This window comes from Nonomuraea sp. NPDC002799 (assembly GCF_053592075.1).
The window spans coordinates 105,421-131,406 of record NZ_JBSFVA010000020.1; the positions used below are offsets into that span (position 1 = coordinate 105,421).

Genomic DNA, 25,986 nt, shown 5'->3' on the forward strand with positions numbered 1-25,986 from the left:
AAATCGTGTGACCCGAATGCCAGCTCGACAGGTTGTAGAGCTACGCTGAAGGGCGTGAAGGGTCTCGGCGAGCTTGAACGCAGCATCATGGACATCCTCTGGGCGGAGAGCACCGCGCTGACCGCCCGCGAGGTCGGCAAACTGATAGCCGACCGCGATCTTGCCCCCACCACGGTCATGACCGTCCTCGACCGCCTCACCCGCAAGGGTTTCCTGGAGCGCACCCGCGACGGCCGCGCGTGGAGATATCAGCCCGCCGAAAGCCGCGACTCCTACGTCGCCGAGCTTATGCTTGAAGCGCTGGACATGACGGGCGACCGATCGGCCGCCCTGACCCGCTTCGCCCAGGCCGTGTCGGGCCCCGAGGCGGAGCTCCTGCGCAGAGTCCTTACGGAGCTGGAGGAAGAGTGATCACGGCAGCGATGCTGGCAGCGCTCGCGATGGCGTGCGCGCTTGGCTCCTGGCGTTTCACCACCGCCCGGTGGACCTCACGGGCGCCCCGGCTGGCCATCATCGTCTGGCAGTCCGTCGGCGTGGCCTGGGGCCTGGCCACCACGGGCGCCATGCTGGCCTACGCCGTCCAGCCCTACGGGACGGGCGTGCTGCCCGGCCTGGTGGCCTTCATCCGCGGCGAGCCCCCCGTGCGGGCGTGGGACCCGCTGCACGTGCTGGCGCTGATCGCGGGGCTCACCGCGTTCGCCGTGCTGGTCGTGGTGCTGGCCTCGGCGGGGGTGCAGGCGCTGCGGGCGCGCCGGCGGCACCGCATGCTGCTCGCGCTGATCTCCCACGAAAACCCGGGCGTGCCCGGGGTGCGGGTGCTCGACCATCCCAGCGCCGCGGCCTACTGCGTGCCGGGCCTGCGTTCGCAGGTCGTGGTCAGCGAGGGCGCGCTCAAGCTGCTGTCGGAGGACGAGATGGCGGCCGTGCTCGCGCACGAGGCCGCGCACGTACGCGAGCGCCACGACCTGGTGCTCCTGCCGTTCGCCGCGCTGCGCCGGGCGCTGCCCTGGTCCAAGGTGGCCGCGGACGCGCAGGCGCAGGTGGAGCTGCTCATCGAGATGGCCGCCGACGACCGTGCCCGCCGCTACTGCTCGCCACGCAGGCTCGCCACGGCGTTGTTGCGGTTCGGCACGGCCGGCGCCATGCCCACGCCGCACGGCATGATGGGCGTGCACGCCCACAACGTCATGGCCAGGGTGGATCGCCTGCTCAAGCCGGGGCCCGAGCTGGCCGCGTCGGTGCGCTACGGCTACATCGCGCTGTCTGTGACATTGCTCACCACCACCCCCTTTCTGTGGGTTATCCAGCTCTGATGCTTGCTGGAGTTAATCACCGCGTTTGCAATTGCAAGCACAGCGCGGCAGACTAGGGGCATGGCACTACCCAAAGTCGGCTCGATCGGTGAATACATCCGCGACCAGCGGCAGCAGGCGAAGATCTCGCTGCGCCAGCTCGCCGCGGCGGCAGGAGTGTCCAACCCCTACCTGAGCCAGATCGAGCGCGGGCTGCGCAAACCGAGCGCGGAGATCCTCAACCAGATCGCCAAGGGTCTGCGCATCTCCTCACAGGCGCTCTACGTGCAGGCGGGCCTCATCGAGGACCGCGAGCCGCCCAGCGACGTGATCACCGCGATCAGGGCCGACGCGCTTCTTTCAGAGCGCCAGCGCCAGGTGCTGATCGACATCTATGAGTCGTTCCGCAAGGAGCGGCACGCCGAGGACGAGCAGACCTCCCAGAACGCTCGCCCCCAGCGCGACTCCGCATCGGACGACGAACCGCTGCCCGAGGAGTTTCTCGCCGCCCTTGAGCCTTTCGCGGCGCCTTCGAGCAACGGCAACGGCACCCAGGAAACCAAGGAAGGTTAACCCATGACGCTCGCCACCGAGGTCAAGAAGCTCACCGACTCCAAGCCGTTCTACGTCGTCGCGGGTGTCGGCGACTACGCCGTGGAGAAGCTGCGCGAGCTGCCCGAGCAGCTCCAGAAGCTCCAGTCGCGCCGGACCGAGCTGGCCAAGGACCTGCCCGAGCGGGCCCGCACCTACGCCGACAAGGCCGAGGGTTTCGCCAGGGAGTTCCCCGAGAAGGCCCGCGACTACGCCGACCTGCTCGGCCACAAGGCCACCGAGGTCTACGAGGACTTCGCCACCCGCGGCCGCCGGGTCGTCAGCCAGGCGACCGGCGAGGCCGCCCTTGAGCTCGAAGAGCTCTCGGAGGCCGCCGAGCCGGCCGTCGCCGAGCCTGTTCAGCCGGTCAAGAAGACCCGCACCACCAAGGCACAGTCCTGATCTGACCGGAATGCCCGCCTCTCACCTATCGGGAGGCGGGCCTTTCCTTTTGGGGGTGCCCGCCTGTCGGGGGTGCCCATTAGGCTGAAGCCGGATCTCATCGCGGCCTTTGGGCGGAGCCAACAACATGAACTTGATCAACGGTGTCTTCAACCTTCTCTTCCTGGTGCTCGCCACCGTCATCTTCGGCATGTCGATCTACGCGCTCGTGCACGCGCTCCGGATCCCGACTGCCTCGTTCGTCTCGGCGGGCAAGCTCCAGAAGCCGCTGTGGCTGGTGATCCTCGTGCTGGCGACGTTGTTCTCCGGCGCGGGCGCGTGGAGTTACTTCAACGCGTTCCTGCTCGTCGGCACCGTGCAGTTCATCGGCATCGGCCTGGGCTTCTTCTCGATCCTGGCCGTCATCGCCGCCACCATCTACATCGTGGACGTCAAGCCGGCCGTCAAGGGCATGGGCGGGCGGGGCAACAGCGGCCCCTACGGCCCCTGGTGATCAGGCCAGCTCGCCGGCCAGCCAGGCGGCGATGCGCTCGTGACCGGCGGACGTGGGATGCACGCCGTCCGGCAGCAGCGCCTCCGGCGGCCAGCGCCTGCGCAGCGGGTCGAGGAAGGGCACACCCGCCCCTCCGGCCGCCTCGGCCAGCGCGTCGCGCACCCTGAAGGCCTTCTCCGGCGCGGCGCCCAGCCAGATCGGGCCGACCATGACGATCCTGGTGCCGGGCCAGCGCCCGCGCACCTGCCGCAGCAGGCTCGCGGCGGCGCGCCCCACCCGGGCGGCGCTCCACCGGCGGTCGTTGTGGCCGCCGGAGATGACCAGCAGCGCGGGAGCCGGCCGCCAGGACAGCTCCTCCTCGAACGAGCGCCCGAACGTACGCCCGACGCGGCCCTCGTTCAGAAAGCCCGTGCCGCCCGCGCCGGCGATGACCGGCCGCCCGCCCAGCAGGCGCGCGGCCAGCGACGCGTACGACCGCCGGCGCGGCACGGGACCGGACCCGACGGTGAAGCTGTCACCCACGAACATGATCACCGGTGGCGCCCCGGCCACCGGGACGCGTGGCGCCACCGAGGCGCGCATCGGCGGGACGCCCGCGCCACATCCCGAGATGAGTCCCAGCACCGCCACGACCGGTGCGATCCGGGACCAGGGCCTCAGGCCACGCACTTACCACCTCGGGCGCTAGGCTGCCGACATGACCTTCGACCTCCACGGGCGCACGCAGCGGCTGGAGCTTGCGGACCAGGGCCTGCGTGACTTCGAGGCCGTCGTGCTGGATGCGACGCCCGAAGGGATCGTGCTGAGCAGGTCGGCATTCTATCCAGGTGGGGGCGGCCAACCGGCGGATCACGGCGTTCTGGTGTGGCAGGGTGTCGAGACGCGCATCGCCGGGGTACGCAAGGGCGACGACCTCTACCTGATCCCGGTGGAGGGTGACCCCATCCCGCCCGCCGGGACCGTGGTCGAGGCGGCGGTGGCCGACGAGCGGCGCTCGGCGCTCATGCGGACGCACTCGGGGCTGCACGTGCTGTGCGGCGTGGTGTTCAGGGACTACGGCTGCCTGGTCACCGGCGGCAACATGGACGAATCCATGTCTCCCCAACTGCAGACCGTTGGGATCGCTCGGATGGACTTCAACCTGCCCGAGGTTCCCCCCGGCTTCAAGCAGGCCGTTGAGGACGCCTGCAATGCGGAGATTCAGGCAGACCGACGCATTGACGTGCGGGTTCTCCCCCGCGATCAGGCTCTCGCTATTCCGGACATCATCCGGACCGCAACGAACCTGATCCCGGATACGGTCACCGATGTGCGAATCGTGGATATCGCCGGTCTGGACACCCAGGCGGACGGCGGAACGCACGTCGCCTCCACCAAGCAGATCGGCCGCCTTCGGGTGGCGAAGGTGGAGAGCAAGGGCCGCGGCTTCCGCCGGGTACGCGTCGAGATCTGCGACTAGCGGGCCGCAAACGCTGGTCTCGATTCGGCGGGGAACCTCGCGGGTGTCGTGATCGTCATGATTAATATGAGTGAGCAGGCACAGAGCGGTCGGTTCCGACACCTCCCCGAGCGGCCAGATCCGACGACGTGGCAGGCCGACGTGGATGACCGGCCGTTGCCGCAGGCGATCGCCGAGCCGGCAGAGGTGGGAGACACTGGTCTTCCGTGGATGGCACCCGAGCTCGAAGCAGCGCAACAGATCAGCAACGCGCTGGTGCGGCGCCGCAGCTCCGGTGACTGAGTAGGGGGGTGTCGGACTCCACGCAGCGGACCTGGTGGCCAAGGCCGAGAGCAAGGGCCGGGGGTTTCCACCGCCTGCGTATCCCGATCACCGGCTAGCCCTCGATCACCGTTGCCAGCCCGTCGAGCAGCGGGGCCAGCCCGAAGTCGAAGAGCCGGTCCAGGTCGAGGTCGAAATCGCCGCCCAGCTCGTCCACCAGCCCGATGAAGGCGGTCGCGCCGCCGGACTCGGCGATCGCGCGCAGGTGATCCTCCTGCTCGCTCATCCACTCGTCCTCGGTGAGCCCGGTGGCGGCGCGGGCCCGCTGCTCCAGCTCGATGTTGGCCGCGATGCCCTGCACGTAGCTGTAGAGCAGGATGTGCACGTGCATCTTGCCCGTGGCGTCGAGCGCGCTGCCCGCGAGCGCCGCCAGAGCCCACTCCGTGTGCTTGAGCAGGCTCGGCGACGGCAACGGCCGGGTCAGTGAGGTGACCCGCGCCATCCACGGGTGGGCGCGGTAGGCGGCCCACTGGGTGCGCGCCGACACCTCCAGCCGGGCCCGCCAGCCCTGCGGGGGCTCCTGCGGCAGCGGGAACCGGTCGATCACCTCGTCGATCATCAGCATGACCAGGTCGTCCTTGCCGCCCACGTGGCGGTAGAGGGACATGGTCGCCACGCCGAGCCGGCCGGCGACGGCGCGCATGGTGAGGTCGGCGAGCCCTTCGACATCGGCGATCTCGACGGCCGCGCGGACGATGCGCTCGCGGGTCAGCTCGCGCTCCGATGGCACCGGCGTCCGCGCCGCCCTGCCGCCCCGCTGCTGCTGAAGCTGCTGCTGCTGCTGAAACAGCGCCGCGCCACCGCCTTGCTGCTCGGACGGTCCCGTGCCCTGCGCCGCTCTGCTGCCGTGTGGCTCGGCCACGATCGTGCCCACGCGGGGCTCCGCGATCACGACGCCTTCCCGGGCGAGCCCCGTCAGCACCTTGGCCGCCGTGGCCAGGGCGACGCCCCAGTCCCGGGCGAGCTGCCTGGTGGACGGCACCCGGTCACCAGGCCGCAGCCGGCCGTCCGCGATGCGCCGCTTGATGTCGGCCGCGATGCGCGCCCCTGGTCCCGTGTCCAACTCTCCCAGCCTCCTGTACTAGTACAGATCTTCCCACTATAGCCTTGTGCCTGCCTGTATGTACGACGTACATTCACCTCTGCGTACAACGTCCACACAAGGAGCGCACACATGAAGGTTCTCGTCTCGGGGGCAAGCGTCGGCGGCCCTGTCCTGGCCTACTGGCTGCGGCGGCACGGGCACGAGGTGACGGTCGTCGAGCGGGCGCCCGGCCCCCGCAAGGGCGGCCAGGCCGTCGACATCAGGGGCGCCGCGGTCACCGTCGTCGCCAGGATGGGCCTCCTCGACCAGGTCAAGGCGCTGCGGACGACCATGCGCGGCATGTCCATGGTGGACCGCGAAGGCAACGAGCTCATGCGCGACACCGAGGGCACGCTCAGCGGCGGCCGGTTCGACAGCCCGGACGTCGAGATCATGCGCGACGACCTGAACACCGTCCTCATCGCCGCCTCCGGAGCCGAATACCGCTACGACGACTCGATCGCCACGCTCACGGAGGATGGGGAGGTGACGTTCGAGAGCGGCGGCGGCGGCCGATACGACTACGTGATCGGCGCCGACGGCCTGCACTCCAACGTGCGCGACCTGGTCTTCGGCCCCGAGTCGCAGTTCGTGCACCACCTCGGCACCTACGTGTCCATCTTCACCGCCGACAACTTCCTCGGCCTCGACCACTGGCAGACCTGGTTCCAGGAGGGCGAGGCGGGCGGCGGCATCTTCAGCGACCGGGACACCGGCGTGATGCGGGTCAACCTGGGCTTCCAGTCGGACCCGATCGTGTACGACCACCGCGACGCCGAGCAGCAGAAGGCGCTGATCCAGGAGCACTGCGGCGGGGTCTACGAGGGTCCCAGGCTGCTGGAGGCCATGTGGAAGGCCGACGACTTCTACTTCGACTCGATGGCGCAGGTCAAGATGCCGAGCTGGTCGAAGGGGCGGGTCACGCTGGTGGGCGACGCCGGTTATTGCGCCTCGCCGCTGTCGGGGCAGGGCACGAGCCTGGCGGTCGTGGGGGCGTACGTGCTGGCTCGGGAGCTCGGCACGGACGGGGCGTTCGAGCGGTACGAGGAGCGCATGCGCCCGTTCGTCGCTCAGAACCAGGCGCTGGCCCTGGAGAACCCGGGCGGGGGCGCGGCGCCCGAAAGCGTTCGGCTGGCTGCCGACGGCATCACGCTCGACTGAGAAGTCCGACCCGCTACGATTTGCCGCCATGATGGGTTTCAGACTCACGCTGGCCGTCCTGGCCGCCACCGCTCTGACGTTGACCACCGCCCCCGCCGTGGCAGCGGCGGCAGGGTTCACGGACGAGGTGACGATGACCCTGGGCGAGAACGGCACCCTGCACGTGGTGGAGAAGATCACCGGGGCGTCGGGGAAGCTGCAGCGCACGTTCATCACCAGGACGCGGTACGACGACGGCAACGACCGCGTCTACCAGATCTCGAACGTCAAGGGCGGCACCCTCGCGGGCGACGTGCTCACGACGACGGGCGGGACCGTCGAGTACGACGTCAAGGGAGCGGTGACCACCTCGGGCGGTGTCCAGGAGCTGCGCTGGTTCGCGGTGAACGGCTGGAACCAGCCGGTCGCCAAGGCCACGGTCCAGGTGGACAGCCCCGGGCAGGTACAGAACCTCTCCTGCTTCGCCGGGGAGCTGACCTCGGCCATCGGCTGCACCTCGGCCTCCATGGACCACTCGGCCACCCGGGCCGACTTCGAGCAGGAGAACATCGCGCCCGGCCAGGCTCTGACGGTGGTCGTCGGCTACCCCAAGGGCACCAGCCAGGGCGCCCCCATCCTGGAGAAGCGGTTCTCCCTGGCCGCCGCCTTCACCCTCGACACCCTCACCGGCGGCGCCTTGGCCGGCCTGCTGTTGCTGCTGCTCGGCGGCCTCGCCCTGATCTACTGGACGCGAGGCCGCGACGCCAGGGTCGCCGGGCACGAGCAGGGCTCGGTCGATCCGGTCCAGAACGGCCACTTCTCCCCGCCCGACGGGGTGCGGCCCGGCCAGATCGGCACGCTGGTGGACGAGCAGGCCGACGTGGTCGACGTGACGGCCACGATCGTGGACCTCGCGGTCCGCGGTTACCTGCGGATCGACGAGCAGTCCCGCCAGACGTACGACGCGCCCGACTGGATGCTGGTCAGGCTGCCGGCCGCACCTCCCACCACGCTCCTGCCGTACGAGCGCGCCCTGTACGACGCCATCTTCGACGGCCGGGACGCGGTGCTGCTGTCTCAGCTCTCCGGCTCGTTCGCGGCCCACCTGGGCAAGGTCCGCGACGCCCTGTACGCCGACGTCGTCAAGCAGGGCTGGTTCGCCCGCCGCCCCGACACCGAGCGCACCAGGTGGACGACCATCGGCGTGCTGCTGATCGTCGCCGGGCTGCTGGCCACGGTGGCGCTGGCCTGGTTCACCACGTACGGGCTGCTGGGGCTGGCCGTCGTCATCGCGGGCGGCGCACTGGCCATCGGCGGCCAGTACATGCCGGCCAAGACCGCCAAGGGCTCGGCGGCACTGGCGCACACCATGGGCTTCCGCCAGTACCTGTTCTCCGGGGAGCTGGGCGAGGTGCCCGAACAGCACCGGGTGGAGCTGTTCTCCCGCTACCTGCCCTACGCGGTGATCTTCGACGGTGTGGAGCACTGGTCACGGGTGGTGGCCTCGGTCACCGGCAACGGCCACCCGTCGGACAACCTGTACTGGTACCACGGGCCCGCCGAGTGGGATCTGTCCAAGTTCGCCGGGTCGATGCGCACGTTCACCACGACGACCTCGGGCGCCATCTCCGCCACCCGCCAGTTCCGCGCCCTCTAGCGGACCCGCTGGACCACCAGCGGATCCGCGGTTTTTCAGCGGATCCGCAGCTCGCCCACGGGCCGGCCGCCGCCGAGCACCTGCGGCGCGGCCAGCTCGGCCAGCTCGGGCGCGTCCAGGCCGAGCGAGCGCAGGGCCGCCACGGTCACGGGCACGCGGGCCCGCGTGGAACCGTCCTCGATCTTGATCGTCCCGGCGCGCCCGTCCTCGAACACGAACGCGTCGAACCCCTCGGCCCCCGCCTTCAGCATCAGCCCCGGCAGCGCGCGCATGAGCTTCGCCTCGGCCCGCTCGGTGCCCGAGGTCCACTCGGGGTAGGCACGCATGGCGTCGAAGATCTTGCGTTCGAAGGAGTCCTCGGACGAGAGCGGGAACGCCCTGAAGCCCTTGGTGACCCCCAGCATCGACACGAAGAACAGCGGCGCCCCGCACCCGTCCACACCGGAGGCCGCCACCCGCTCCCCCGTCAGATCCTCCACCGTCTGGCGGATCGCCCGCTGGAGCGGATGCGCCGGCTCCAGGTAGGTGGTCAGCGGCCAGTCGTTCAGCGCGCAGGTGGCCAGCATGGCGGCGTGTTTGCCCGAGCAGTTCATCCAGACGCGCCCGCGCTCGGAGACCGCCCGGTCGAACGGGTAGTCCTCCGGGCACCGCAGCGCCGACTCCTCCAGCCCCGCGCCCGCGAGGATCTTCCGTACGCCGTCCACGTGGAACGGCTCGCCCGAGTGGGAGGCGCAGGAGAGCGCCAGCAGCTCGCCCTCCAGCCGCAGCCCGGCGCGGAGCATGCCCAGCGCCTGGAGCGGCTTCATCGACGACCGTGGCGACGCGGGCACGTGCACCGCGCCCTTCGCCTCGACCGGGCGCCCTTCCGCGTCCACCGTCAGCATGCGAGCCTGATGCGTGGACTCCACGAACCCGGACCGGACAACTTCCACAATCAACGACATTTAGCGTTCCCCTTTCGGGACGAGTCTACGAAGGGTTTTTTCTGGTCCAGAATGGGATCCCATGCGAGCGGTGGTGCAGCGAGTGAGCTCGGCCTCGGTAGAGGTCGAAGGGCGGACGGTCGGGGCGATCGCCGAGCCGGGACTGCTCGTCCTGGTGGGCGTGACGCACACGGACACGCGCGCCGAGGCGGCCAAGCTCGCCGCCAAGTTGTGGGGCCTGCGGATCCTGCACGGGGAGAAGTCCTGCTCGGACGTGTCCGCCCCGCTCCTGGTGATCAGCCAGTTCACCCTGTACGGCGACGCGCGCAAGGGCCGCCGGCCCACGTGGCAGGCGGCGGCTCCAGGGCCGGTCGCGGAGCCGCTGGTGGCGGCGGTGGTGGCGGAGCTGCGCGGGCTCGGGGCACATGTGGAGACGGGCGTCTTCGGCGCTGACATGAAGGTGTCCCTCGTCAACGACGGCCCCATCACCCTGACCCTGGACCTCTGACGGCCCCGACCCCGGACCTTTGCCACCCGGACGGTCGCGCCGCCCGGGGGCTCGTGTCCGAGCGTCTAGCGGATGCGGCGGCGGAGGCTCGGGTCGATGGAGACGTTGCGGCCAGCGTCCGGCGGCACCACGACCTCCTGAGCCGCGGCCACCCCACCGGCCAGCAACGACGCGTCCACCGGCACCGTACGCTTGACCACCGCCAGCGCGATCGGGCCGAGCTCGTGATGCCGGGCGGCCGAGCCGATCACACCGATCTCCTGGCTCTCGAAGATCACCGGAGCCCCGTGCGCCGGCAGCGTGTCGACGCTCCCGTCGAGATGCAGGAACACCAGCCGGCGCGGCGGATGCCCCAGGTTGTGCACCCGGGCCACCGTCTCCTGGCCTCGGTAGCAGCCCTTGCTCAGATGCACGGCCGCACCGATCCAGCCCACCTCGTGCGGAATCGTCTTGTGGTCGGTCTCGAACCCCAGCCGCGGCCGGTGCGCCTCGATCCTGAGCGCCTCGTACGCCCACAGCCCCGCCAGCGGCCTGCCCAGATGATCGGACAGCTCCGCGCGCGGCACCAGGAGGTCCTCCGTGGCCGTGGAGAGCACGGCCAGGTCGTCGGCCCGCGACACCTCCACGCGCAACATGAACCGCATCCGGTCGAGATAGTCGACCAGGCTCTGCCCGGTGCCCGGCTCGACGTGGGCCAGCACGGTCTCGCCGTCGTCGACCAGCGTCAGGTGGTGCAGCACGCGACCCTGCAGGTCGAGGTCGAGCGTCTGCGTCCACTCACCGGGTTTGAGGGTGTCGAGCTTCTGTGACGTCAGGTCGTTGAGCCACTTCAGCCGGTCGGCGCCGGAGATGCGGATCACCTCGCGGTTGCTGCGGTCGACGACCGCCTCGCCCTTGGCCAGCGCGCGCTGCTCGGCGAACAGGTCACCGTAGTGCGCGGCTACGTCGGAATCCGGCCCGTCGGCCGCGACGGCGCCGGGGAGATCGAGCAGAGGGCTACGCATGTCCTCCAGGCTATAGCCAGTCGCCACCGCGAGCTCCCCCGCCCACCACCGGCCCCGACAACGCTCACCGCGGACCCCCGAACGCCCACCGCCACCTCCCGGACGCGCGCGGGCGGTCGTGGACCCGGCTACCGGCAGTTGCGGCAGCGGCCGAACACCGTCAGGTGGGCCACGTCGGCGGCGAACCCCATCTCCTGGTCCAGCCCCTTGACCAGCCCTTCGGCCAGCTCCGGCCGCACCTCGAACACCTCGTCGCACCCCCTGCACACCAGATGCACGTGATCGGCCTCAGCGGCCAGGTGATAGGTCGGAGCCCCGTGTCCGAGATGGGTGTGGGTGACCATGCCGAGCTCTTCCAGCAGCTCCAGCGTGCGGTAGACGGTCGAGATGTTGACCCCGCGAGCCGTCTGGCGGACTTTGACGCAGATCTCCTCGGGTGTCGCGTGCTCCAGATCCTTGACCGCCTCGAGAACGAGCTGGCGCTGGGGGGTGACCCGGTAGCCCTTCGCACGGAGTTCCTCGTGCCATTGCGTCTCGGTCATGCCCCGAGTCTACGACCCGGTGATATTCACTTGCCCGTTTCGCGGGGAAGCGCATAGCTTCTGAGTACGCCGAAAGGAGGTGGTCCGAATAATGGTTAGTCATAGTCGGGCTAGCGAGGTGGTTGTCCGCTGACGACGCGGACTGTTGTCTCGTGACGTTCAGCGAAACCGAGGCAACCACCGGGGCCCCTGGCAGCCGGAGGTCGGGAGATCACTCCCGGCTTTGGTCCATCCGGCCCACCTGCGAAGCAGGTGGAGTGTTGCCTGGGGCCCTCTTTTATTTTCAGCGGCGCCTCAGTGCTCGCCGCGCGTGCCTCTGTCCTCGCCGCAGGTGCCTCAGTGCTCGCCGCGGGCGGCGATGCCCAGCTTGTCGCACGCGTCGCGATAGAGCCGCACCACGGCCTTACGGACCTGGGCGCGCTCGGTGATCGGCTCGCCCCACGGCACCCGCACCCGCTCCCCTCCGTCCACCGTGAACTCGATCGCCTCCGCGTCGACGTCGCTAGTCACCGCGGACGCGGCCTCGGGCCGCCCCCCGAACGCCCGGACGATGATCAGGGCGTCGTCCGTGTGGTCGTCGTTCATGTGGCGCTTGATCGCCTCGACGGCGTCAGCGGAGAAAGGCGTGCTCATGTCGGCTCAAGCTACCTTCTTCAGCTCCGCCGACATATGGTCGGTCAGCGGATGGCCCACGGCCGCCATCTCGTAGGCCCACATGAGATTGCCGTTGACCAGTCCGTACAGCCGGTGGCCGGCGGTGTATTCCTTCGCCGATGCGGTGCGCGCGACGACGTCCGTCCGCAACTCGATCTTGTGGAAGACGACCTCGCCGAGGTAGATCTCGACGATCCCGGTCGGGTGCGCCATCGTCACCTCGATCTGCCGGTCCGGCTGCGGCCGCCAGTATCCCGACTCGGTGGCCAGCGGCCTGACCCGGTTGCCCGCCTCGTCGAGCAGCCAGGTGCGGCTCACGTAGGTCAGGAACGGCTTGCCGTTGTGCCCGAACTCGATCTCCTGCCCGAAGTTGAAGCTCTCGATCGTCGGGTAGCCGCCCACACCGGCGCCCTCCCACCGGCCGAGCAGGAACGCGATCGGCTCCAGATCGGGGTGCACCTCAGGTTCTTCCATGTTCCCCAAGCCTAGTCCTCCGCGTTCTCGCTCGCCCGCACCCGGCAGCAGATCTCCGGTGGCACCTGCCTGATCACGACGGGTGGCGCGCGCCCGCTCGGCCCCGATCGGCCTGCTCCTCCTTCGTCCGGCGGCCGGCGGGCGTTAGGGTGACGGTCATGGCACGATCACTGGTGATCAAGGTGACCGCCGGGGCCGACGCCCCCGAGCGGTGCAACCAGGCGTTCACGGTCGCGGCCGCGGCTCTCGCGAGCGGCGTACCCGTCTCTTTGTGGCTCACCGGCGAGGCGTCGTGGTTCGCGCTGCCGGGCCGGGCCAAGGAGTTCAGCCTGCCGCACGCCGCACCGCTGCCCGACCTGCTCGAAGCGGTGCTGGCGGCCGGGCGGGTGACGCTGTGCACGCAGTGCGCGGCCCGCAGGAACATCACGGTCGACGATCTCATCGACGGTGTCCGCATCGCGGGCGCTCCGGCGTTCGTCGAAGAGGCGGTCAGCGAGGGCGCCCAGGCCCTGGTCTACTGACCAGGCCGCCGCGACCCGCCCTCGTCTACTGACCAGGGCGCCGCGACCTGGCCGCCACGACCCGGCTCAGCAGTCCTTTGGCGGTCGCGATCACCGCGGACCCGACCGCGCCCACCAGCGGCTCACGCTCCTCCTCGGCCGAGGGCCCCGGGTCCGGGTGCGCGGGCCCGGCGCACCCCGCCCGGCAGGCTTCGAGCTGCGCCGCGAACGCCATCCCGAGAAAGAGCGCGATCGAGCTCAGGAACGACCACAACAGCAGCGCCATGACCGCCGTCAACGGCCCGTACGTGTCGCCGAACGTGCCGTTGAGCTCGGTGTACAGCGCCAGCGCCAGCGTGAACAGGGTCCATAAGCCCAGCGCCACGAGCGCCCCGACGGCCATCCAGGTGTGGCCGGGCTGCCGGCGCCGGGGCGAGGCCCGGAAGAGCGCCACGGTGGAGATCAGGGCCAGCAGGAAGCCGAGCGGCCAGCGGGCGAACGCGAAGGCCCGGCGCGCGCCCTCTCCCCACTTGAAGACCTCGGCCATCGCCTCGCCGAGCGCGCCGCCCCCGACCAGGACCGTGAAGCCGGTGATCATGAAGACGCCGGAGGTCAGCGCGAGCACGGCCGCCCTGGCGTACTTGCGGTGGAAGGGCCTGTCCCGCTCAACGCCGTAGATCCGGTTCGAGCCCCGCTCGAACTGCGCCATCGCCGTCGTCAGCGCCGCCAGCGTGGTCGCCAGGCCGAGCCAGAGGGCGAGCTTGTCCTGGGTACGGTTCCCGCCCTCCAGCGCCTCCCTGACGGCCTTCGCGCCGCCGCCGGGCGCCAGGCCGCTCAGCGTGAGCTCCAGCACCCGGCCGAGCTGCTCCTGGTCGGTGACCGCGCTCAGCCCGACCAGCGCGATGGCGCCGGGGATGATGGCCAGGCAGAGCTGGAAGGCCAGCGCCCGCGAGTGACTCATGCCGTCGCCGTACCGGAACCTGATCAGTGAGTCACGCGCGAAATGCCAGCCGCCGTACTTGCGAAGCGTCGCCCACGCGTCGTCGGCGGACAGCTCGTCGCCGTCCATCGTGCGCGTCTGGGGAACGGTGACGGTAGATCCCACGGCGGACGTTCTACCCCAGTTTGGTGGCTTTAGCGGTTTATCAGGACCAGCCGGATCACGAAGGCAGCACCGCCGTCAGGCGTTCCTGGCGCAGCGCCTCGTAACGGGAGTCGTCGAGCGGCAGCAGGTCGCCCGCCCGCCACGACAGCAGCAGGTCCGCCAGCGCCGGGTTGCGCGCCAGCGCGGGACCGTGCAGGTAGGTGCCGACGACGTGACCCGTGTAGCAGCCCTCGAACCCGTCGCCATTGCCCACGCCCACGACCGTCTTGGACAGCGGCCGGACGCCGGGCCCCAGGTGGGTGACGCCCATGTGGTTCTCGAAGCCGGTCAGCATGGGCAGGTTGAGCGCCGCGTCCACCTCGGCCGCCAGCTCGCCCACCGCGCGCGCGGGGCCGCGCGAGCTGGCGATGTCGAGCAGCCCGATGCCGTCCACCGGCTGGCCCTCCTCGCCGCCGAACGTGGAGCCCATGATCTGGTAGCCGGCGCACACCGCCAGCAGGGCGGCGCCCCTGGCGACGGCGTTGTGCAGGCCGCCGTCCCTGCGCAGGCGCTCGGCGGCCAGAATCTGGGGCCGGTCCTCGCCCCCGCCGATGAGGTAGATGTCGCCCGTCTCCGGCACGGGGTCGGACGAGCGGACGTGGACCGTCTCGGTCGCGATGCCCCTGCGCTGCGCCCGCTGCTCCAGAACCAGCACGTTGCCCTGGTCGCCGTACGTGCTCAGCAGGTCAGGGTAGATCCAGACGATGCGAAGAGCGCTGTCAGACGGCACGGCCGAACTCCGATCGGATCCGCTGGAAGGCGGTGTAGTTGGCGATCACGTCCACCCGGCCGGGCGGCTGCATGGCCAGCGCCTCCGGGAACGAGCTGCACAGCGTGAACGGCACGTCGGCCACGTCGAGCCGGAGCGCCAGGTCGAGGCGGCGGTCGCCGGTCACGAAGACGGGACGACCGCGCAGGATGCGGTAGTCGACGTCCCAGAGCCAGGAGGTGTCGCGGCCGTCGGGGCCCTGCGCGTTGACCGAGAGGATGATCGGGAGCCGCGGATCGGACACGTCGAACGCCTCCAGCCAGCCGGCCGGGTTCTTCGCCAGCAGCAGCCGCGCGTGCCGCCCGTCGCGCTCGACGGTGGTGTAGCGGCCCGCCACCGAGGTGACCTCACGCAGCCGGGGCAGCGCCCGCTCCACCGGCAGCCCGAACGTCTCGGCCACCGCCAGCGCCATCACCGCGTTGGAGCGGTTGGCCAGGCCGGGAAGCTGGATGTCGAGCCGCCAGCGCTGCCCGCGCGGGTCGACCGCCATCTCGTCGTCGATGGCCCACTGCGGCTCGGGCCGGTGGAAGGTGCACTCGCGGCACGCCCAGTCGGCGTCCTTCCGGTCGAGCGGGCCGCCGCACTCGGGGCAGCACCAGGAGTCTTCCTTCCACCGCTGCCCGCCGGAGACCCAGGTGACCTTGGCGGCCGTGGAGGCGCCCCAGGTGACGAGCGGGTCGTCGCAGTTGGCGATGACATGGGTGGGCTTGCCGGACAGGGCCCTGCGCCATTTCTGCGCCAGCAACCAGATCTCGGCGGCGCGGTCCATCTGGTCGCGGCTGAGGTTCATCAGGCAGACGACGCTCGCGCCGGTCGTGTCGAGCACCTCCGGCAGGTATTTCTCGTCCACCTCCAGCACGCCGTAGGGGGCGGTCTTGGACTGGGAGAGCGCCGACACATGCCCGGCCGGCATGTTGGCTCCGAACGCGTTGGTGGCGACATCGCCGAGCTCAAGCAGCGCCGAGGTGATCAGCCTGGTCGTGGTGGTCTTGCCGTTGGTGGCGCTGACCAGGGCCAGCTTGCGGTCGCGGGCCAGCTTGCGCAGGAGGTCGGGCTCAAGCAGCAGGCCGACCCGCCCGCCGATCACCGAGCCGTCGCCGCGCCCGGTCATCCGGGACAGCGTGGCGGCGCTGCGGCCCAGGGCGCTGGCGAGCTGCGCCCGCAGAGGAAGCTGGGTCATGTGCATGGATCCTAGTCGCCGTTGGCGCATAGTCTGGAGATCCACCCGAAAACACGCTGCCATCGCGATCAGACCGGCGAGCTCGCCGGCTCGCCGAAGCCGCCGACTCGGTCAGAGCGGCGCGCCCGGCGACTCGGCGAAGGCGAGCTCGGGCGCGCCCCCGTGGTCGAACGGCAACACGAACCGCCGGGGCCACGACAACACCCCCTCCAGCCACGCGGCCCCCATCGTCTGCGCGACGTGCCGGACCCTGGCCGTGACCTCGATCCCGATCGCGACGGTGGTGACGTCCCGCTGCACGGCCTCGTTCTCGTCGTCCCCGAGGATCACCCGCCAGGCCAGCGCCCTGTTGTGGTCCACCTCCATGGACAGGGGATGGTGGCGCAGCGCCTTGGCCCGGTGGCCGAGCAGCTCGGTGTGGACGTAGTCGGCCGATCCGTTGCCGTTGCTCGCCTGGCGGAACAGGGCGTACTCCATGGGCGGGGCGGGGCTGCGCAGGTTGGGGACGGGCTGGCCGTACGGGAAGAGCCGGTCCACCTCGTGCAGCCAGCGCACCTGCGGGATGACCCACGACGCCCCCCGCCGCTCCCCGCCCCCTTCGAGGCCCCCCAGCAGCCGGGTGGCGGTCTCCGCCGCCTTCTCCGTGAGCAGCGACGGGTCGAACCAGCTCCGCAGCGACCAGGCGCGCCGCTGGACCGAGCGTTCGACGAGGGTGGCGAGCAGGCACTCCCGGCGGCGCGCCGGAAGGTCGGCCCAGGCCGCCGACAGGGCGCGCGGCACGCCGGGCAGCGGCCGGTTGCTGACGAAGGCGAGCACCACGGTGTCGCACCAGATGCGCAACCACGCCCAGTCCGGCGAGTCGGCGAGCACGTCGGCCTCACGCAGCTCCACCAGCGTGCACGCCAGCCCGGAGCGGCAGGCCGCGCCGCACGCCGCCGACCTGCGCCCCCGGATGGGCGGGGGCGGGCCCGGCAGCACCTTCTCCCTGGACTCGCCGAGCGGCACGCGGACGCGCAGCGGCCGGTCCATCCCGTCGGCGAACACCGCGGCGCAGCCCGGCTGCAGGGACACGACGTGGCGGGACTGCTCGTCGCTCAGGTTCATGGCCGCGCCGACCAGCTTCCTGTCGTCCTCGGCGGGCAGCCGGTGCACGACCTTCAGCGCGGTGTTCTTGACGACGTCGGAGACGAGCTTGGTCGGGATCTGCTCGGCCACCACGATGCCCTCGCCGTACGCCCTGATCTCCGCGAGCAGGCCCGCCAGCAGCTCCACGGCGTGCGTGGAGGCCCGCCCGTGGCCGCGGTCGCGCAGCAGCCGGTGCGCCTCCTCGATCACGATGACGTGGCGCAGCTCGTGGGTCTTCTCCTTCCTGGCCCGCATGCGCAGGTGCTCCACGATGCGGATGATCAGGGTGCCCATGAGGAACGCCTTGTCCTCGTCGTTGGCCACGTCCTCGATGGCCAGCACGACGTCGCGCTCCAGCAGGCCGCCGATGTCGGCGGGATGGCCGCCCTCGAAGAAGCGCCCGGCCGAGCCGACCCGCAACGACCGCAGCCGCAGCGAGATGAAGCCCTCGACGTCGGCCTGCACCTCGCGGCCGTAGCCGATCTCCTTGATGACGTCCATGGCGTGCTGCTGGAGTTGTTCGAGGGTGGGGATGCTGGGCTGGACGTTCGAGCCGGGGACGGCGCCGCCGGTGACGACGTCCCAGCCGGTGGCCTCGTAGACGCGCTGCAGGGCCAGCGACATGATCTGCGGGAACGGCTCCTCGGCGTCGAAGGCCGCCATGAACAGCGCCCGCACCATGTCGATGTGGGCCTGGACCGGATAGCCGGGCTCGGGCTCCAGCGGGTTGATGCTGAACGGCACGCCGTCCGGCGCGGACGGGTTGATCACCGTGACGGGCTCGTCCACGCGGCCGGCCATGGCGGCGTACTCGGACTTGGCGGGCTCGATGGCCAGCCACGGGATGCGCGCCTTGCTGAGCTGCTCCAGCAGGTGCCGGACCGTCTGGGACTTGCCGGAGCCGGTCGCGCCCGTGACGAACGCGTGCCGGTTCAGCGTGGCCAGCGGCACCCGGAAGGAGCCGACCGCCCGGTCCTGCCCGTCGAGGATCTCCCCCAGCTCCAGCTCACCGCCGTCGGCCTCCGAGGTCACGTCGAAGTAGCCCGACTCCAGCACGCGCACGCCCGGCACCTCCCGCCTGGGCAGCCCCGCCAGCGCGGCCATCGCCCCCGCGGTGGCGGCGAAGGGGGCCGCCGCGCCGTCCGCCGGGTCCTGCATGGTGATCGCCAGGGCCTCCGACAACGCGTAGACCGCGCCGTGGGAGCTGCGCAGCCGGTAGGGGTGGTGGCTCATCTCGACGGACCCGACGAGCACGGGCGCGATCTGCCGCAGCTCCTCGGCGGTGGCGCCGCCGGCCAGCACGCGCACGTTCCACAGCCCCGCCTCGCGGAAGGCGTCCAGCTCCTGCATGCGGCGCTCGGCCCGCTCGGCGTCGAAGCGGGAGCGCTCGGAGGCGTCGCCGTACTGGCGCAGCACGTTGAGCTGGGTACGCAGGTGCGCCACCTCGGCGTCGAGCAGGTCGGTCGGCTCGGCCACCACCAGCCACGCGAACGGCCGCGACATGAGCGTCACCAGCGTGGCCTCGAACAGCGTGGGCCGCTTCAGCTCCTCCGGATCGAGGTCGGAGTATTCGCGGCCCCTGCTCCCGAGCGGCGGCGCCTGGCGGCCGGGGCACGGCGTCCACACCAGGTCGGCCAGGTCTGCCAGGTATTCGTCGTCGAGCTCGACCCCGCGCGCCCCGCCGGGGAACAGCAGCGGCTGCGGCCCGCTCGGCTGATCGGGCGGCCCGCCGGTGGCCCGGCGGGGCTGACGCGGCGGCGACAGCGGGCCCGCGTTGGTGATGAGTTCGAGCGGGGCTCCTGAGCCCCGCGACAACCAGCCGATGACGAACGGCCGGTCGCGCTGGGCCGCCGACAACACCGCCGGCAGCACGGTGACGAAGTCCCATTCCGCTGACGAGCTTCGCGAGGGTGCTGCGATCGACTGGATTCGATACCAGGGCCCACTCAGCGAGACACTCGGCTGCATATCATTCCCCCACGGACGGTTCTTTGCTAAATTCCGGCAACCGTCAGCTCGTCACCTTGACATTGACCATGTCATTGCCTGCCCTTGCGCCAGTCCAGGCGTGGCGGTGGTGGCCCGAGGTTCGGCGGCGGCTCCCCGTCGCCGTCCTGAGTCTGCGGTTCGAGCGCGAGCACGGCCTCACGCACCTCCTCCAGCTCGCCGAGCGTGGTCTTGGGGAAGGTCAGGATGGCCGGGTTGGCGTCGGCGAGGCGCACGCGCCGGCCCTGGGCCGTGGCGTCCGTGACGATCACGGAGGTCGTCGGGAGCTGCTGGAGCTGGTGCGGCTCCACCAGGAACTCCCGCGAGCGCTGCAGCACCCGCTCCCTCTCCGAGATCTTGTCGGCCGTCCTGCCCCACTCGGTGGACTCGGTGATGTCCCCCACCAGATCGGCACGGGTCTCCTCCCGGTCCTCCCTGACCTCGTCCATCTGCGAGATGGTCGAGGTGTAGCCGCCGTCGAGCCCCGGCAGCGAGTCGCTGATCGTCTCGGTGAGCTGGGCCAGCTCCAGCCGGTGCTCGGTCCCGACGTGCTCGCTGGCGACCCTGGCGTCCTCGGCGTTGCCCAGCCGCATGAACGCCACCGCCGCGTGCCCGCGGCCGAGCCGCTCCCGCACGGTGGGGGTGAGCGAGCGGTAGGTGAGGACGAGCCCGGTGCGGGAGGTCTCGCAGGCGTCCATCAGCCGGTCCAGGACGTCGCCCCTGAGCTTGTCCGCGCCCGCCACGATGATCGTGTGGTACCAGGGCCGGTCCGAGGCCGGCGACTGGCGCAGGATGTGGGTGAGCGCGGTGGCCACGTACGTGCCGAGCACCCGGTTGCCGAACACGCCCGCCTGCCGGTCCATGCTCACCACCCTGAGCCTGGCGGGCGGCAGGCGCACGGCCTCCGTGCCGAGCGTCTCCAGCTTGCGGAGCTGGGACTCAAGCGCCCAGGCCCGCTCGATCACCACCCGGTCGCTCACCCCGCGCCCGAACAGCGTGCCGATGCGCTCCAGTTGCGTGGCGGTGATGAGCCCGAACTTCAGGTCGTCGCGCGGATCCCCCACCTGCGCCAGCGCCCGCAGCGCGGCCGTGACCTGGCTGATGGTGGCGTTCTCGCCGAGCACCTCCAGCACCCGCTCCAGGATCGCGTTGTCGAAGCTGAGGTCGCGCGTGGTGCGGTTCTCCTCGCTCACGCTCACCACGTGCGCCAGCACGTCGGCGAACGCCTCAGGCTTGAGCGTGGCGCCCAGGTCGAGCTTGGGCAGGTCGACGGGGAGCACCCAGACCAGCGGATCGTCGCCGCCCTTGCGGGCCAGCTCGATCAGGTCCTTGGCGATCGCGCCCTCCGACAGGTCGAGCACGGTCAGGTGGCCGCCGCTGTAGAGCCGCGTCGCCCCCAGCAACGTGATCAGCGCCGACCACCCCGGTAACGTGCCGCCCGCCACGTCGATCCGGTCGAGTTCGTCGGGTACGGCGACCGCGTACCAGGAGAGCTGCTTGTCGTGCCGGTCCTTGGACTCCTGCCAGTCCCGGTAGCTCTGGGCGTGCTCCTCCTGGGCGCGGAACAACTCCTTGTCACGTTCCTGACGCCGTCGCTCGTTCCTGGCCCGCTGCTCCAGCACGCGGTATTTGACCGCCCGGTCCCCCTGCAGCAGCGCGTAACTGCAGACGCCGGCCACGCCGCCGGTGGCGACCACGCCGAGGATGGCGAAGGACCAGTCGAGGTAGCCCACGACGGCCGCGGCCACGAGCAGCACGCTGAGCACCAGCATGAACAGCCGCACGTGCCGGACCGGCCGGTTGAGCATGTCCTCCTGCAGCCGCTCGCGGCGCAGGAGCGCCAGCTCGGCGGGATCGGGCGCGGCGGCGGGCTCCGGCTCCTCGGCGGGCGACGGACGCCGGGGTGGCGGGCCGGGGTCGGGATGCAGCAGGATGTACTGCCAGCCCAGGTAGATGCGGTCCGCCTGCAGCTGGGCATGCTCGGGATGCACGTCCGTCACGTGACCCTCCGGCCGCCGATATGTCGTGAGGAGTAGGGGCCAGCCCTTTCCGCTCCGTGACAGCGTATGAGCTTCAACCCCCGTAGCGGCAGGGTTCTCGGCAATTCCACCAGTCCGATGAGAGCATTGCGGCAGATGGGACAAGCGAGACCTATTACCATCCTTACCCATGACGGAACCCACCGGCGGCAGCGAGAACAGGCCCCGACGCCCGGTTGCGGTGCCCGTGGTGGCCCTCGTGGCGATCACGGCCGTCGGCATCACCGCGCTCCTGGGCGGATTGAACGAGGCCACCGTCCCACCGGACCCGCTCAGCCAGGGCGCGGTGATCGACCAGGGCCTGTACTCCACCAAGTTCGTCGAGTCGCGGGTGACGGTGGATCGGGGCTCGTCCCAGTTCGAAGAGGACAAGCGGTTCGTGGAGCTGATCTTCGAGGTGACCAACAAGGGCGACGAGACCCTGTCGGTCGGCCTGCCCGCCGAGAAGCCTGAGCAGGCGTACGTGTCCACCTCCTTCGCCTCCTCGCTGGTCCGGATCACGCCGGCGTTCGGCAAGGACGCGGGCCCGTTCGCCTTCGCCCGCGTCAAGGGCGGCGAGAGCCGTCAGTTGCATCCCGGGGTGACCAGCCAGGTCGTGCTGCGCTACCTGCTGAAAGACGACCAGCAGCCACCGGACAAGGTCAGCTTCGACGTGGCCACCTTCGAGGAGCGCCCCGACTTCGGCAGCAAGATCCCGCGTTGGCAGATGATCGCCGAGGAAGCGGGCGAGCGCTCGTTCCTGCCCGAGGTCAAGGCGCGCGTGACGCTGCAGGTCAAGAAGGGGGAGGCGTCGTGACCGCCACCGAGCCGCGGACCTCCGTCGTTCCAGGGACCCGTCGCGACCGGCGGGCCGGCCGGCGCGGGGGCGGGGGCGGAACGCGGCTGCTCGGCGTCGTGGCCGGGCTGCTCCTGGTGGCCGCCGCCATCGGCGTGCAGGCCCTGCGGCTGACCGACGAGCAGCGCAGCGCCCCGCTGACCTACGCCGGCGCCAAGGGCGAGATCGTGGACGCCAAGCGCTTCACCGTGCGGCTCGACGCGTTCACCGCCGCCAGGTCGATCCAGGACGGCTCCCAGACGATCGGGACCGACCAGCTCTTCCTCATCGTGAGCGTCTCCGCCAAGTCCAGCCTCAAGCCGTACCACCTGGGCCAGCCGGTGTTGCTGACGGCCGACGGCAAGAAGTTCGACGCCACCGACCGGGTCGACACCGGGGTGACGATGTCGACGACATGGGTGCAGCCGGACATCTGGGTCAGCGGCCGGTTCTACTTCGAGGTGCCGCCGTCGGCGCTGCCCGGGGCGCGGGTCGTGTTCGGCCTGCCGCCGTCGGTGCTGGTGGAGTCGTATCAACCGGAGGTCGAGGTCGACCTCGGCCTGGACGAGGCGGCGGCGGGCAAGCTCGCGGCCGCGCCGCAGGACGTCTACTCGACCGCTAAGAAGTGATCGCCGCATGAGCACGAACGACGAACGCGACTGGTTCGCGCCCAGCAACGACCGGCGGCCCGAGGACGAGCCGCCGCCCGGCTCAGAGCCGCCACCCGGCAGGGAGCCGCCGCCCGGCCTCGGCCTGCCGCCCCTCGCGGAGCCACCACCCGCTCACAACCTGCCGCCCGGCGTCGAGCCGATGTCCGGCACGGAGCCACCGCCGGGCCTCGCCCTGCCGCCCGGCCAGGGGCGGCCACGCCGTCCCGGAGGGCGCCGCGGCCGTGAGGTCCCGCCTCCCCCCGGCTACGACGCGCCGCAGGGCCCGCCGCGTCCTCAGGGCGCGCGGGGGCAGGGCATGCCGTTCGGCCGGGGCGGGCCGCAGGGCCAGAACTGGCCGACGAGCCGTGGCCGCCGCCAGGCCCACGCCGATCAGCAGGTCTGGCCGCCGGCCTCCCGCGAGCCGGTCAGCAGCGCCACCCAGCCCATCCCCGCCGTACGGACCCCGTTGCCCCTGCCGCAGAACGCTTTCGCGGCCCAGGGACAACAACCACCACCCCACGCACCGCCGCCTCAGCAGCCGTCCCAGCCCGCGCCGGGCCCGGCGACGGCGACGCGCCCGCCGCGGCGGCGGCGCACGCTGCTGATCGCCGCCGCCGCCGTCGTGGTGGCCGTCCTCACCACGGCCGCGCAGACCTACGACGGCTACCTCTTCTACGACCAGACCAAGAACCGGGTGGAGACCAGGGAGGTCATCGTCGCCGCCGGCCAGGCGGGCAAGGTCTACAACATCGAGTGGAAGGCCGCGCTCTCGGCCATGGACGCCCCGAAGGACACCAAGCACGGCCCCGAGGTGACCTGGCTGAAGGTGGACGTCTTGGAGAAGGTCCTGGACGCGGGCAACGCCACCATGACCGCCCAGCCCACCGAGATGAAGCTCTGGGACCGCGCGGGCCGCTCGTGGGTCGTGGAGATCCAGCCTCCCGAAGACCGGCCGACCGACCGGTTGGAGGTGGGCAAGGAGTACAGGATCCAGGGGGTGGCCATCGTGCCGGCGCCGGTGGCGAAGGAGGTCGAGCTCACCTTCCGGCCGAGCACCTACCGCTCCGACACCCCGACGGAGGACTTCTTCGACCGGGAGGCCATGTCCAAGGAGCCCGCGACCGACGTCCTGCGGTTCAGGCGCGGCTGACGGCCGGTCTCACGCCTCGTCGAAGGGCCGGCCGTCGCGGCGGGCCCTGGTGGCCGCGATGTCGTACGTGGCGGCCAGCAGCGCCATGGTGAGCACGGTGACGACCATGTCGTGGACGAACGAGACCGCCGGCCCCTGGACGGTCCAGATCCATTCCTCGCGGCTGCCGATGAGCGTCAGCAGCCCGCGCTCGGCGTATTCCGCGACCGCGATGATGCTCACGTAGCACAGGCACATCATGCCGAACAGCGGCACGCCGGCCCTGAAGACCATGCGCAAGGAGTTGGCCAGCGGCAGCCAGCGGTCTTTGAAGCCGCCGGTCAGCTGGTTGAAGGAGCGCTGCGTCAGGTCGTGGCTGCCTTCGAGGCGGTCCACGCCCTTCTCCAGGCGGGTGCCCTTCACCAGGGTCCTGGCCTCGTCGGAGAAGGCGCCGAAGACGAGCATCGCCACGGCCAGCCAGGCGAGCGGGATCGCGACGGCCTCGATGAACAGCGGCCAGACCTCACCGAACGCGTCGGTGACGGCCTCCCACACGGGCACGTTCTCCCGCACGTCGGTCCAGACCTGCTCGGTGCCGGCGATCACGCTGCGGTGCTGGACCCACTCGGAGCGCAGGTCGGCGACCGCCACGGTGGCGTTCAGGCCGTAGAAGACGAACGCGAACTCGGAGAACGCGGCGGCGAAGCCGTAGAGCCTGCCCTGCTTCTTCTCCACCAGCTTGGCGAACAACGTCTTCAGCCCGAACATGACGACCATCGCGCCGAGCGACACCCGCCAGTCGAGGTCGACGAGTCCCCGGCCGACGTTGTTCTCCTCGCCGAACCAGGACGCCTCGGTCCCGTCGTAGAAGTGGTGGAACAGGTCCATCTGATAGACGGCCCTGGCGTCCTCCGACTGGAAGCCCCACGCCAGGTAGAGCACCGCGAAGGCGGGTGCGACCCGGTCCAGCGTCCGGAAGAAGCGCTCGTCCGCGACGCCCTCCTCGGCCTTGGCCCGCATCTCCCACAACGCGCCGCGCAGGCTGTGCAGCATGCCGGCGGCGACCGTCAGCGCCGCCATGACGATGAACGTGAGCAGCGTCATGGTGGCGACCAGGCGGAGCTGCCGGAAGTCGCCGTAGGCCACCTCCGTGGCGCCGTAGAGCAGCACGAAGCGCACCAGCTCGCCGGCCGCGAACCAGAGGATCAAGGGCAGGGCGCACTTCCCCGCCAGGCGCAGTGCGTGCAGGGGCAACGAGTACGGCGACGGCATCCGCTGACCCGGCGTAGGCCCAGGTCGGGGCGGCGCCATTACACCTGTCGATCCGGACATTTGTCGGATCGTATCGGTCTGTCCCTCGGACCGCATCCGCAACTCCGGAAAACGCTGACTCAGAGCACATCGATCATGAACACGCGGCGATCGGCGCCAGAAGAATTATCCAGGCGGGAAATGCCGGGCACGAAGCGCGATGTGTGCGGCAACATGGCGGTATGGAACCGCTGCCCGCGTTCGACGCTGATCCCCGCGTGGTAGGAGATCGACTGCGGCGGCTGCGACAGGCCAGGGGAGTCTCGCTGTCCGAGCTCGCCAAGCGGGCCGGCATCGGCAAGGCGACCCTGTCGGGCGTCGAGACGGGCAGCCGCAACCCGACGCTGGAGACGCTCTGGGCGATCACGGCGCAGCTCGGCGTGCCGATGGGGGCCATCTTCGACGCGCCGCCCGAGGCGCAGATCATGCGCGGCACGGCGATCGAGGCGGAGCTCCTTGAGGTGTTCGAGGACGACCGCGTCACCTACGAGCTCTATCGGGTGCGCATCCCGCCCGGCCTCACGCAGACCTCGCCCGCCCACCACGGGGGCGTCAGCGAGCACGTCACGGTCTTCAGCGGCACGCTCAGCGCCGGCCCGCTCCACGAGCCGCTCACGGCCGGACCGGGCGACCACATCTCGTGGATCTCCGACGTGCGGCACGGCTACCGGGCGCACGGCCCCGACGTCGTCAGGGCCACCCTCCTCATGCGTTACCCGATCAAACCCCCCTGAGCCGCGGCGGGCGGGACGAAAAAGCCCGCGTCCTGCCGGACGCGGGCTTTTCGAAGCTCTG

28 protein-coding genes are annotated in these 25,986 nt (G+C 70.8%); 15 read left to right on the forward strand and 13 right to left on the reverse strand.

Features of this window, described 5'->3' with window-relative positions; all coding sequences use genetic code 11:
• Nucleotides 1-54: 54 nt before the first annotated feature.
• From ACWD0F_RS31530 to ACWD0F_RS31550, 5 genes are all read left to right on the forward strand, one after another.
• Entirely contained in the window at nt 55-411 is a 357-nt protein-coding gene (locus tag ACWD0F_RS31530; RefSeq protein ID WP_449881754.1) for a BlaI/MecI/CopY family transcriptional regulator, read from the forward strand.
• Between the two features lie 11 nt (nt 412-422).
• Entirely contained in the window at nt 423-1,313 is an 891-nt protein-coding gene (locus ACWD0F_RS31535) for a M56 family metallopeptidase (protein ID WP_449881756.1), read from the forward strand.
• Between the two features lie 60 nt (nt 1,314-1,373).
• Nucleotides 1,374-1,865, forward strand: a complete 492-nt coding sequence (locus ACWD0F_RS31540) for a helix-turn-helix domain-containing protein (RefSeq protein ID WP_449881758.1) — start codon at nt 1,374-1,376, stop codon at nt 1,863-1,865.
• A gap of 3 nt (nt 1,866-1,868) precedes the next feature.
• The gene (locus ACWD0F_RS31545) at nt 1,869-2,285 is read left to right on the forward strand and encodes a hypothetical protein (RefSeq protein ID WP_449881760.1); all 417 of its coding nucleotides are present in this window, start codon (nt 1,869-1,871) and stop codon (nt 2,283-2,285) included.
• A 127-nt stretch (nt 2,286-2,412) separates the two neighbouring features.
• Nucleotides 2,413-2,778: a DUF2516 family protein gene (locus ACWD0F_RS31550; RefSeq protein WP_449881761.1), complete on the forward strand. Its 366-nt coding sequence runs from the start codon at nt 2,413-2,415 to the stop codon at nt 2,776-2,778.
• Here ACWD0F_RS31550 and ACWD0F_RS31555 read toward each other — a convergent pair whose 3' ends face one another.
• Nucleotides 2,779-3,447 (reverse strand): SGNH/GDSL hydrolase family protein, encoded by a 669-nt coding sequence (locus ACWD0F_RS31555; RefSeq protein ID WP_449881763.1) that lies wholly within the window; start codon nt 3,445-3,447, stop codon nt 2,779-2,781.
• Between the two features lie 28 nt (nt 3,448-3,475).
• On the opposite strand from ACWD0F_RS31555, the gene ACWD0F_RS31560 reads away from it, so the two are divergent.
• Nucleotides 3,476-4,237 (forward strand): alanyl-tRNA editing protein, encoded by a 762-nt coding sequence (locus ACWD0F_RS31560; protein WP_449881765.1) that lies wholly within the window; start codon nt 3,476-3,478, stop codon nt 4,235-4,237.
• Between the two features lie 48 nt (nt 4,238-4,285).
• On the forward strand, nt 4,286-4,519 hold the full coding sequence (locus ACWD0F_RS31565; protein WP_449881767.1) for a hypothetical protein: 234 nt from the start codon (nt 4,286-4,288) through the stop codon (nt 4,517-4,519).
• 94 nt (nt 4,520-4,613) lie between these two features.
• Here ACWD0F_RS31565 and ACWD0F_RS31570 read toward each other — a convergent pair whose 3' ends face one another.
• Nucleotides 4,614-5,621 (reverse strand): TetR/AcrR family transcriptional regulator C-terminal domain-containing protein, encoded by a 1,008-nt coding sequence (locus ACWD0F_RS31570; protein ID WP_449881768.1) that lies wholly within the window; start codon nt 5,619-5,621, stop codon nt 4,614-4,616.
• Between the two features lie 111 nt (nt 5,622-5,732).
• Here ACWD0F_RS31570 and ACWD0F_RS31575 point away from each other — a divergent pair, with 111 nt between their 5' ends.
• Both ACWD0F_RS31575 and ACWD0F_RS31580 read left to right on the forward strand, forming a co-directional pair.
• The gene (locus ACWD0F_RS31575; RefSeq protein ID WP_449881770.1) at nt 5,733-6,803 is read left to right on the forward strand and encodes an FAD-dependent monooxygenase; all 1,071 of its coding nucleotides are present in this window, start codon (nt 5,733-5,735) and stop codon (nt 6,801-6,803) included.
• A 28-nt stretch (nt 6,804-6,831) separates the two neighbouring features.
• Nucleotides 6,832-8,439 (forward strand): DUF2207 domain-containing protein, encoded by a 1,608-nt coding sequence (locus ACWD0F_RS31580; protein ID WP_449881772.1) that lies wholly within the window; start codon nt 6,832-6,834, stop codon nt 8,437-8,439.
• A 35-nt stretch (nt 8,440-8,474) separates the two neighbouring features.
• On the opposite strand, the gene ACWD0F_RS31585 is transcribed toward ACWD0F_RS31580, so the two are convergent.
• Nucleotides 8,475-9,383, reverse strand: a complete 909-nt coding sequence (locus ACWD0F_RS31585; RefSeq protein WP_449881775.1) for an asparaginase — start codon at nt 9,381-9,383, stop codon at nt 8,475-8,477.
• A gap of 61 nt (nt 9,384-9,444) precedes the next feature.
• Between ACWD0F_RS31585 and dtd the strand changes: the two genes are divergently transcribed.
• Entirely contained in the window at nt 9,445-9,870 is a 426-nt protein-coding gene (gene dtd / locus ACWD0F_RS31590) for a D-aminoacyl-tRNA deacylase (RefSeq protein WP_449881778.1), read from the forward strand.
• Between the two features lie 65 nt (nt 9,871-9,935).
• Here dtd and ygfZ read toward each other — a convergent pair whose 3' ends face one another.
• The 4 genes from ygfZ to ACWD0F_RS31610 form a co-directional block, all read right to left on the reverse strand.
• The gene (ygfZ, locus tag ACWD0F_RS31595; protein WP_449881780.1) at nt 9,936-10,874 is read right to left on the reverse strand and encodes a CAF17-like 4Fe-4S cluster assembly/insertion protein YgfZ; all 939 of its coding nucleotides are present in this window, start codon (nt 10,872-10,874) and stop codon (nt 9,936-9,938) included.
• 128 nt (nt 10,875-11,002) lie between these two features.
• Nucleotides 11,003-11,416, reverse strand: a complete 414-nt coding sequence (locus ACWD0F_RS31600) for a Fur family transcriptional regulator (protein ID WP_449881783.1) — start codon at nt 11,414-11,416, stop codon at nt 11,003-11,005.
• Between the two features lie 336 nt (nt 11,417-11,752).
• Nucleotides 11,753-12,049 (reverse strand): DUF2470 domain-containing protein, encoded by a 297-nt coding sequence (locus tag ACWD0F_RS31605; RefSeq protein WP_449881786.1) that lies wholly within the window; start codon nt 12,047-12,049, stop codon nt 11,753-11,755.
• Between the two features lie 6 nt (nt 12,050-12,055).
• Nucleotides 12,056-12,544: an FABP family protein gene (locus tag ACWD0F_RS31610; protein WP_449881789.1), complete on the reverse strand. Its 489-nt coding sequence runs from the start codon at nt 12,542-12,544 to the stop codon at nt 12,056-12,058.
• 158 nt (nt 12,545-12,702) lie between these two features.
• Between ACWD0F_RS31610 and ACWD0F_RS31615 the strand changes: the two genes are divergently transcribed.
• A complete protein-coding gene (locus ACWD0F_RS31615; RefSeq protein WP_449881792.1) occupies nt 12,703-13,065 on the forward strand; it encodes a DsrE family protein in 363 nt (120 codons plus the stop codon).
• A gap of 25 nt (nt 13,066-13,090) precedes the next feature.
• Here ACWD0F_RS31615 and ACWD0F_RS31620 read toward each other — a convergent pair whose 3' ends face one another.
• The 5 genes from ACWD0F_RS31620 to ACWD0F_RS31640 all read right to left on the reverse strand — a co-directional run bounded on the left by ACWD0F_RS31620 (nt 13,091) and on the right by ACWD0F_RS31640 (nt 21,248).
• Entirely contained in the window at nt 13,091-14,149 is a 1,059-nt protein-coding gene (locus tag ACWD0F_RS31620) for a YihY/virulence factor BrkB family protein (protein ID WP_449881795.1), read from the reverse strand.
• A 55-nt stretch (nt 14,150-14,204) separates the two neighbouring features.
• A complete protein-coding gene (locus tag ACWD0F_RS31625) occupies nt 14,205-14,918 on the reverse strand; it encodes a type 1 glutamine amidotransferase (RefSeq protein WP_449881798.1) in 714 nt (237 codons plus the stop codon).
• A complete protein-coding gene (locus tag ACWD0F_RS31630; protein WP_449881800.1) occupies nt 14,908-16,137 on the reverse strand; it encodes a MurT ligase domain-containing protein in 1,230 nt (409 codons plus the stop codon). The genes ACWD0F_RS31625 and ACWD0F_RS31630 overlap by 11 nt, the downstream gene beginning before the upstream one ends.
• A 111-nt stretch (nt 16,138-16,248) precedes the next feature.
• Complete coding sequence (locus ACWD0F_RS31635) at nt 16,249-19,134, reverse strand: ATP-binding protein (RefSeq protein ID WP_449881803.1); 2,886 nt, start codon at nt 19,132-19,134, stop codon at nt 16,249-16,251.
• A 167-nt stretch (nt 19,135-19,301) separates the two neighbouring features.
• The gene (locus ACWD0F_RS31640; protein ID WP_449881806.1) at nt 19,302-21,248 is read right to left on the reverse strand and encodes a hypothetical protein; all 1,947 of its coding nucleotides are present in this window, start codon (nt 21,246-21,248) and stop codon (nt 19,302-19,304) included.
• A gap of 169 nt (nt 21,249-21,417) precedes the next feature.
• On the opposite strand from ACWD0F_RS31640, the gene ACWD0F_RS31645 reads away from it, so the two are divergent.
• The 3 genes from ACWD0F_RS31645 to ACWD0F_RS31655 are packed head-to-tail and all read left to right on the forward strand — an operon-like array spanning nt 21,418 to nt 23,901.
• The gene (locus ACWD0F_RS31645) at nt 21,418-22,083 is read left to right on the forward strand and encodes a hypothetical protein (RefSeq protein WP_449881809.1); all 666 of its coding nucleotides are present in this window, start codon (nt 21,418-21,420) and stop codon (nt 22,081-22,083) included.
• Nucleotides 22,080-22,730 (forward strand): hypothetical protein, encoded by a 651-nt coding sequence (locus ACWD0F_RS31650; RefSeq protein ID WP_449881812.1) that lies wholly within the window; start codon nt 22,080-22,082, stop codon nt 22,728-22,730. The genes ACWD0F_RS31645 and ACWD0F_RS31650 overlap by 4 nt, the downstream gene beginning before the upstream one ends.
• Before the next feature lie 7 nt (nt 22,731-22,737).
• Nucleotides 22,738-23,901 (forward strand): hypothetical protein, encoded by a 1,164-nt coding sequence (locus ACWD0F_RS31655; protein ID WP_449881814.1) that lies wholly within the window; start codon nt 22,738-22,740, stop codon nt 23,899-23,901.
• A gap of 9 nt (nt 23,902-23,910) precedes the next feature.
• On the opposite strand, the gene ACWD0F_RS31660 is transcribed toward ACWD0F_RS31655, so the two are convergent.
• Nucleotides 23,911-25,152: a hypothetical protein gene (locus ACWD0F_RS31660; protein WP_449881816.1), complete on the reverse strand. Its 1,242-nt coding sequence runs from the start codon at nt 25,150-25,152 to the stop codon at nt 23,911-23,913.
• Nucleotides 25,153-25,373: 221 nt separating this feature from the next.
• Between ACWD0F_RS31660 and ACWD0F_RS31665 the strand changes: the two genes are divergently transcribed.
• Entirely contained in the window at nt 25,374-25,925 is a 552-nt protein-coding gene (locus tag ACWD0F_RS31665) for a helix-turn-helix domain-containing protein (RefSeq protein ID WP_449881819.1), read from the forward strand.
• Nucleotides 25,926-25,986: the final 61 nt, after the last annotated feature.

Bases quoted from the DNA above. Each gene is read 5' to 3' on its own strand.
- ACWD0F_RS31535 (WP_449881756.1), top strand. From the start codon at position 423: ATGCTGGCAGCGCTCGCGATGGCGTGCGCGCTTGGCTCCTGGCGTTTC.
- ACWD0F_RS31540 (WP_449881758.1), top strand. From the start codon at position 1,374: ATGGCACTACCCAAAGTCGGCTCGATCGGTGAATACATCCGCGACCAG.
- ACWD0F_RS31545 (WP_449881760.1), top strand. From the start codon at position 1,869: ATGACGCTCGCCACCGAGGTCAAGAAGCTCACCGACTCCAAGCCGTTC.
- ACWD0F_RS31550 (WP_449881761.1), top strand. From the start codon at position 2,413: ATGAACTTGATCAACGGTGTCTTCAACCTTCTCTTCCTGGTGCTCGCC.
- ACWD0F_RS31560 (WP_449881765.1), top strand. From the start codon at position 3,476: ATGACCTTCGACCTCCACGGGCGCACGCAGCGGCTGGAGCTTGCGGAC.
- ACWD0F_RS31575 (WP_449881770.1), top strand. From the start codon at position 5,733: ATGAAGGTTCTCGTCTCGGGGGCAAGCGTCGGCGGCCCTGTCCTGGCC.
- ACWD0F_RS31580 (WP_449881772.1), top strand. From the start codon at position 6,832: ATGATGGGTTTCAGACTCACGCTGGCCGTCCTGGCCGCCACCGCTCTG.
- ACWD0F_RS31585 (WP_449881775.1), bottom strand. From the start codon at position 9,383: ATGTCGTTGATTGTGGAAGTTGTCCGGTCCGGGTTCGTGGAGTCCACG.
- dtd (WP_449881778.1), top strand. From the start codon at position 9,445: ATGCGAGCGGTGGTGCAGCGAGTGAGCTCGGCCTCGGTAGAGGTCGAA.
- ygfZ (WP_449881780.1), bottom strand. From the start codon at position 10,874: ATGCGTAGCCCTCTGCTCGATCTCCCCGGCGCCGTCGCGGCCGACGGG.
- ACWD0F_RS31600 (WP_449881783.1), bottom strand. From the start codon at position 11,416: ATGACCGAGACGCAATGGCACGAGGAACTCCGTGCGAAGGGCTACCGG.
- ACWD0F_RS31605 (WP_449881786.1), bottom strand. From the start codon at position 12,049: ATGAGCACGCCTTTCTCCGCTGACGCCGTCGAGGCGATCAAGCGCCAC.
- ACWD0F_RS31610 (WP_449881789.1), bottom strand. From the start codon at position 12,544: ATGGAAGAACCTGAGGTGCACCCCGATCTGGAGCCGATCGCGTTCCTG.
- ACWD0F_RS31615 (WP_449881792.1), top strand. From the start codon at position 12,703: ATGGCACGATCACTGGTGATCAAGGTGACCGCCGGGGCCGACGCCCCC.
- ACWD0F_RS31630 (WP_449881800.1), bottom strand. From the start codon at position 16,137: ATGACCCAGCTTCCTCTGCGGGCGCAGCTCGCCAGCGCCCTGGGCCGC.
- ACWD0F_RS31645 (WP_449881809.1), top strand. From the start codon at position 21,418: ATGACGGAACCCACCGGCGGCAGCGAGAACAGGCCCCGACGCCCGGTT.
- ACWD0F_RS31655 (WP_449881814.1), top strand. From the start codon at position 22,738: ATGAGCACGAACGACGAACGCGACTGGTTCGCGCCCAGCAACGACCGG.
- ACWD0F_RS31660 (WP_449881816.1), bottom strand. From the start codon at position 25,152: ATGCCGTCGCCGTACTCGTTGCCCCTGCACGCACTGCGCCTGGCGGGG.
- ACWD0F_RS31665 (WP_449881819.1), top strand. From the start codon at position 25,374: ATGGAACCGCTGCCCGCGTTCGACGCTGATCCCCGCGTGGTAGGAGAT.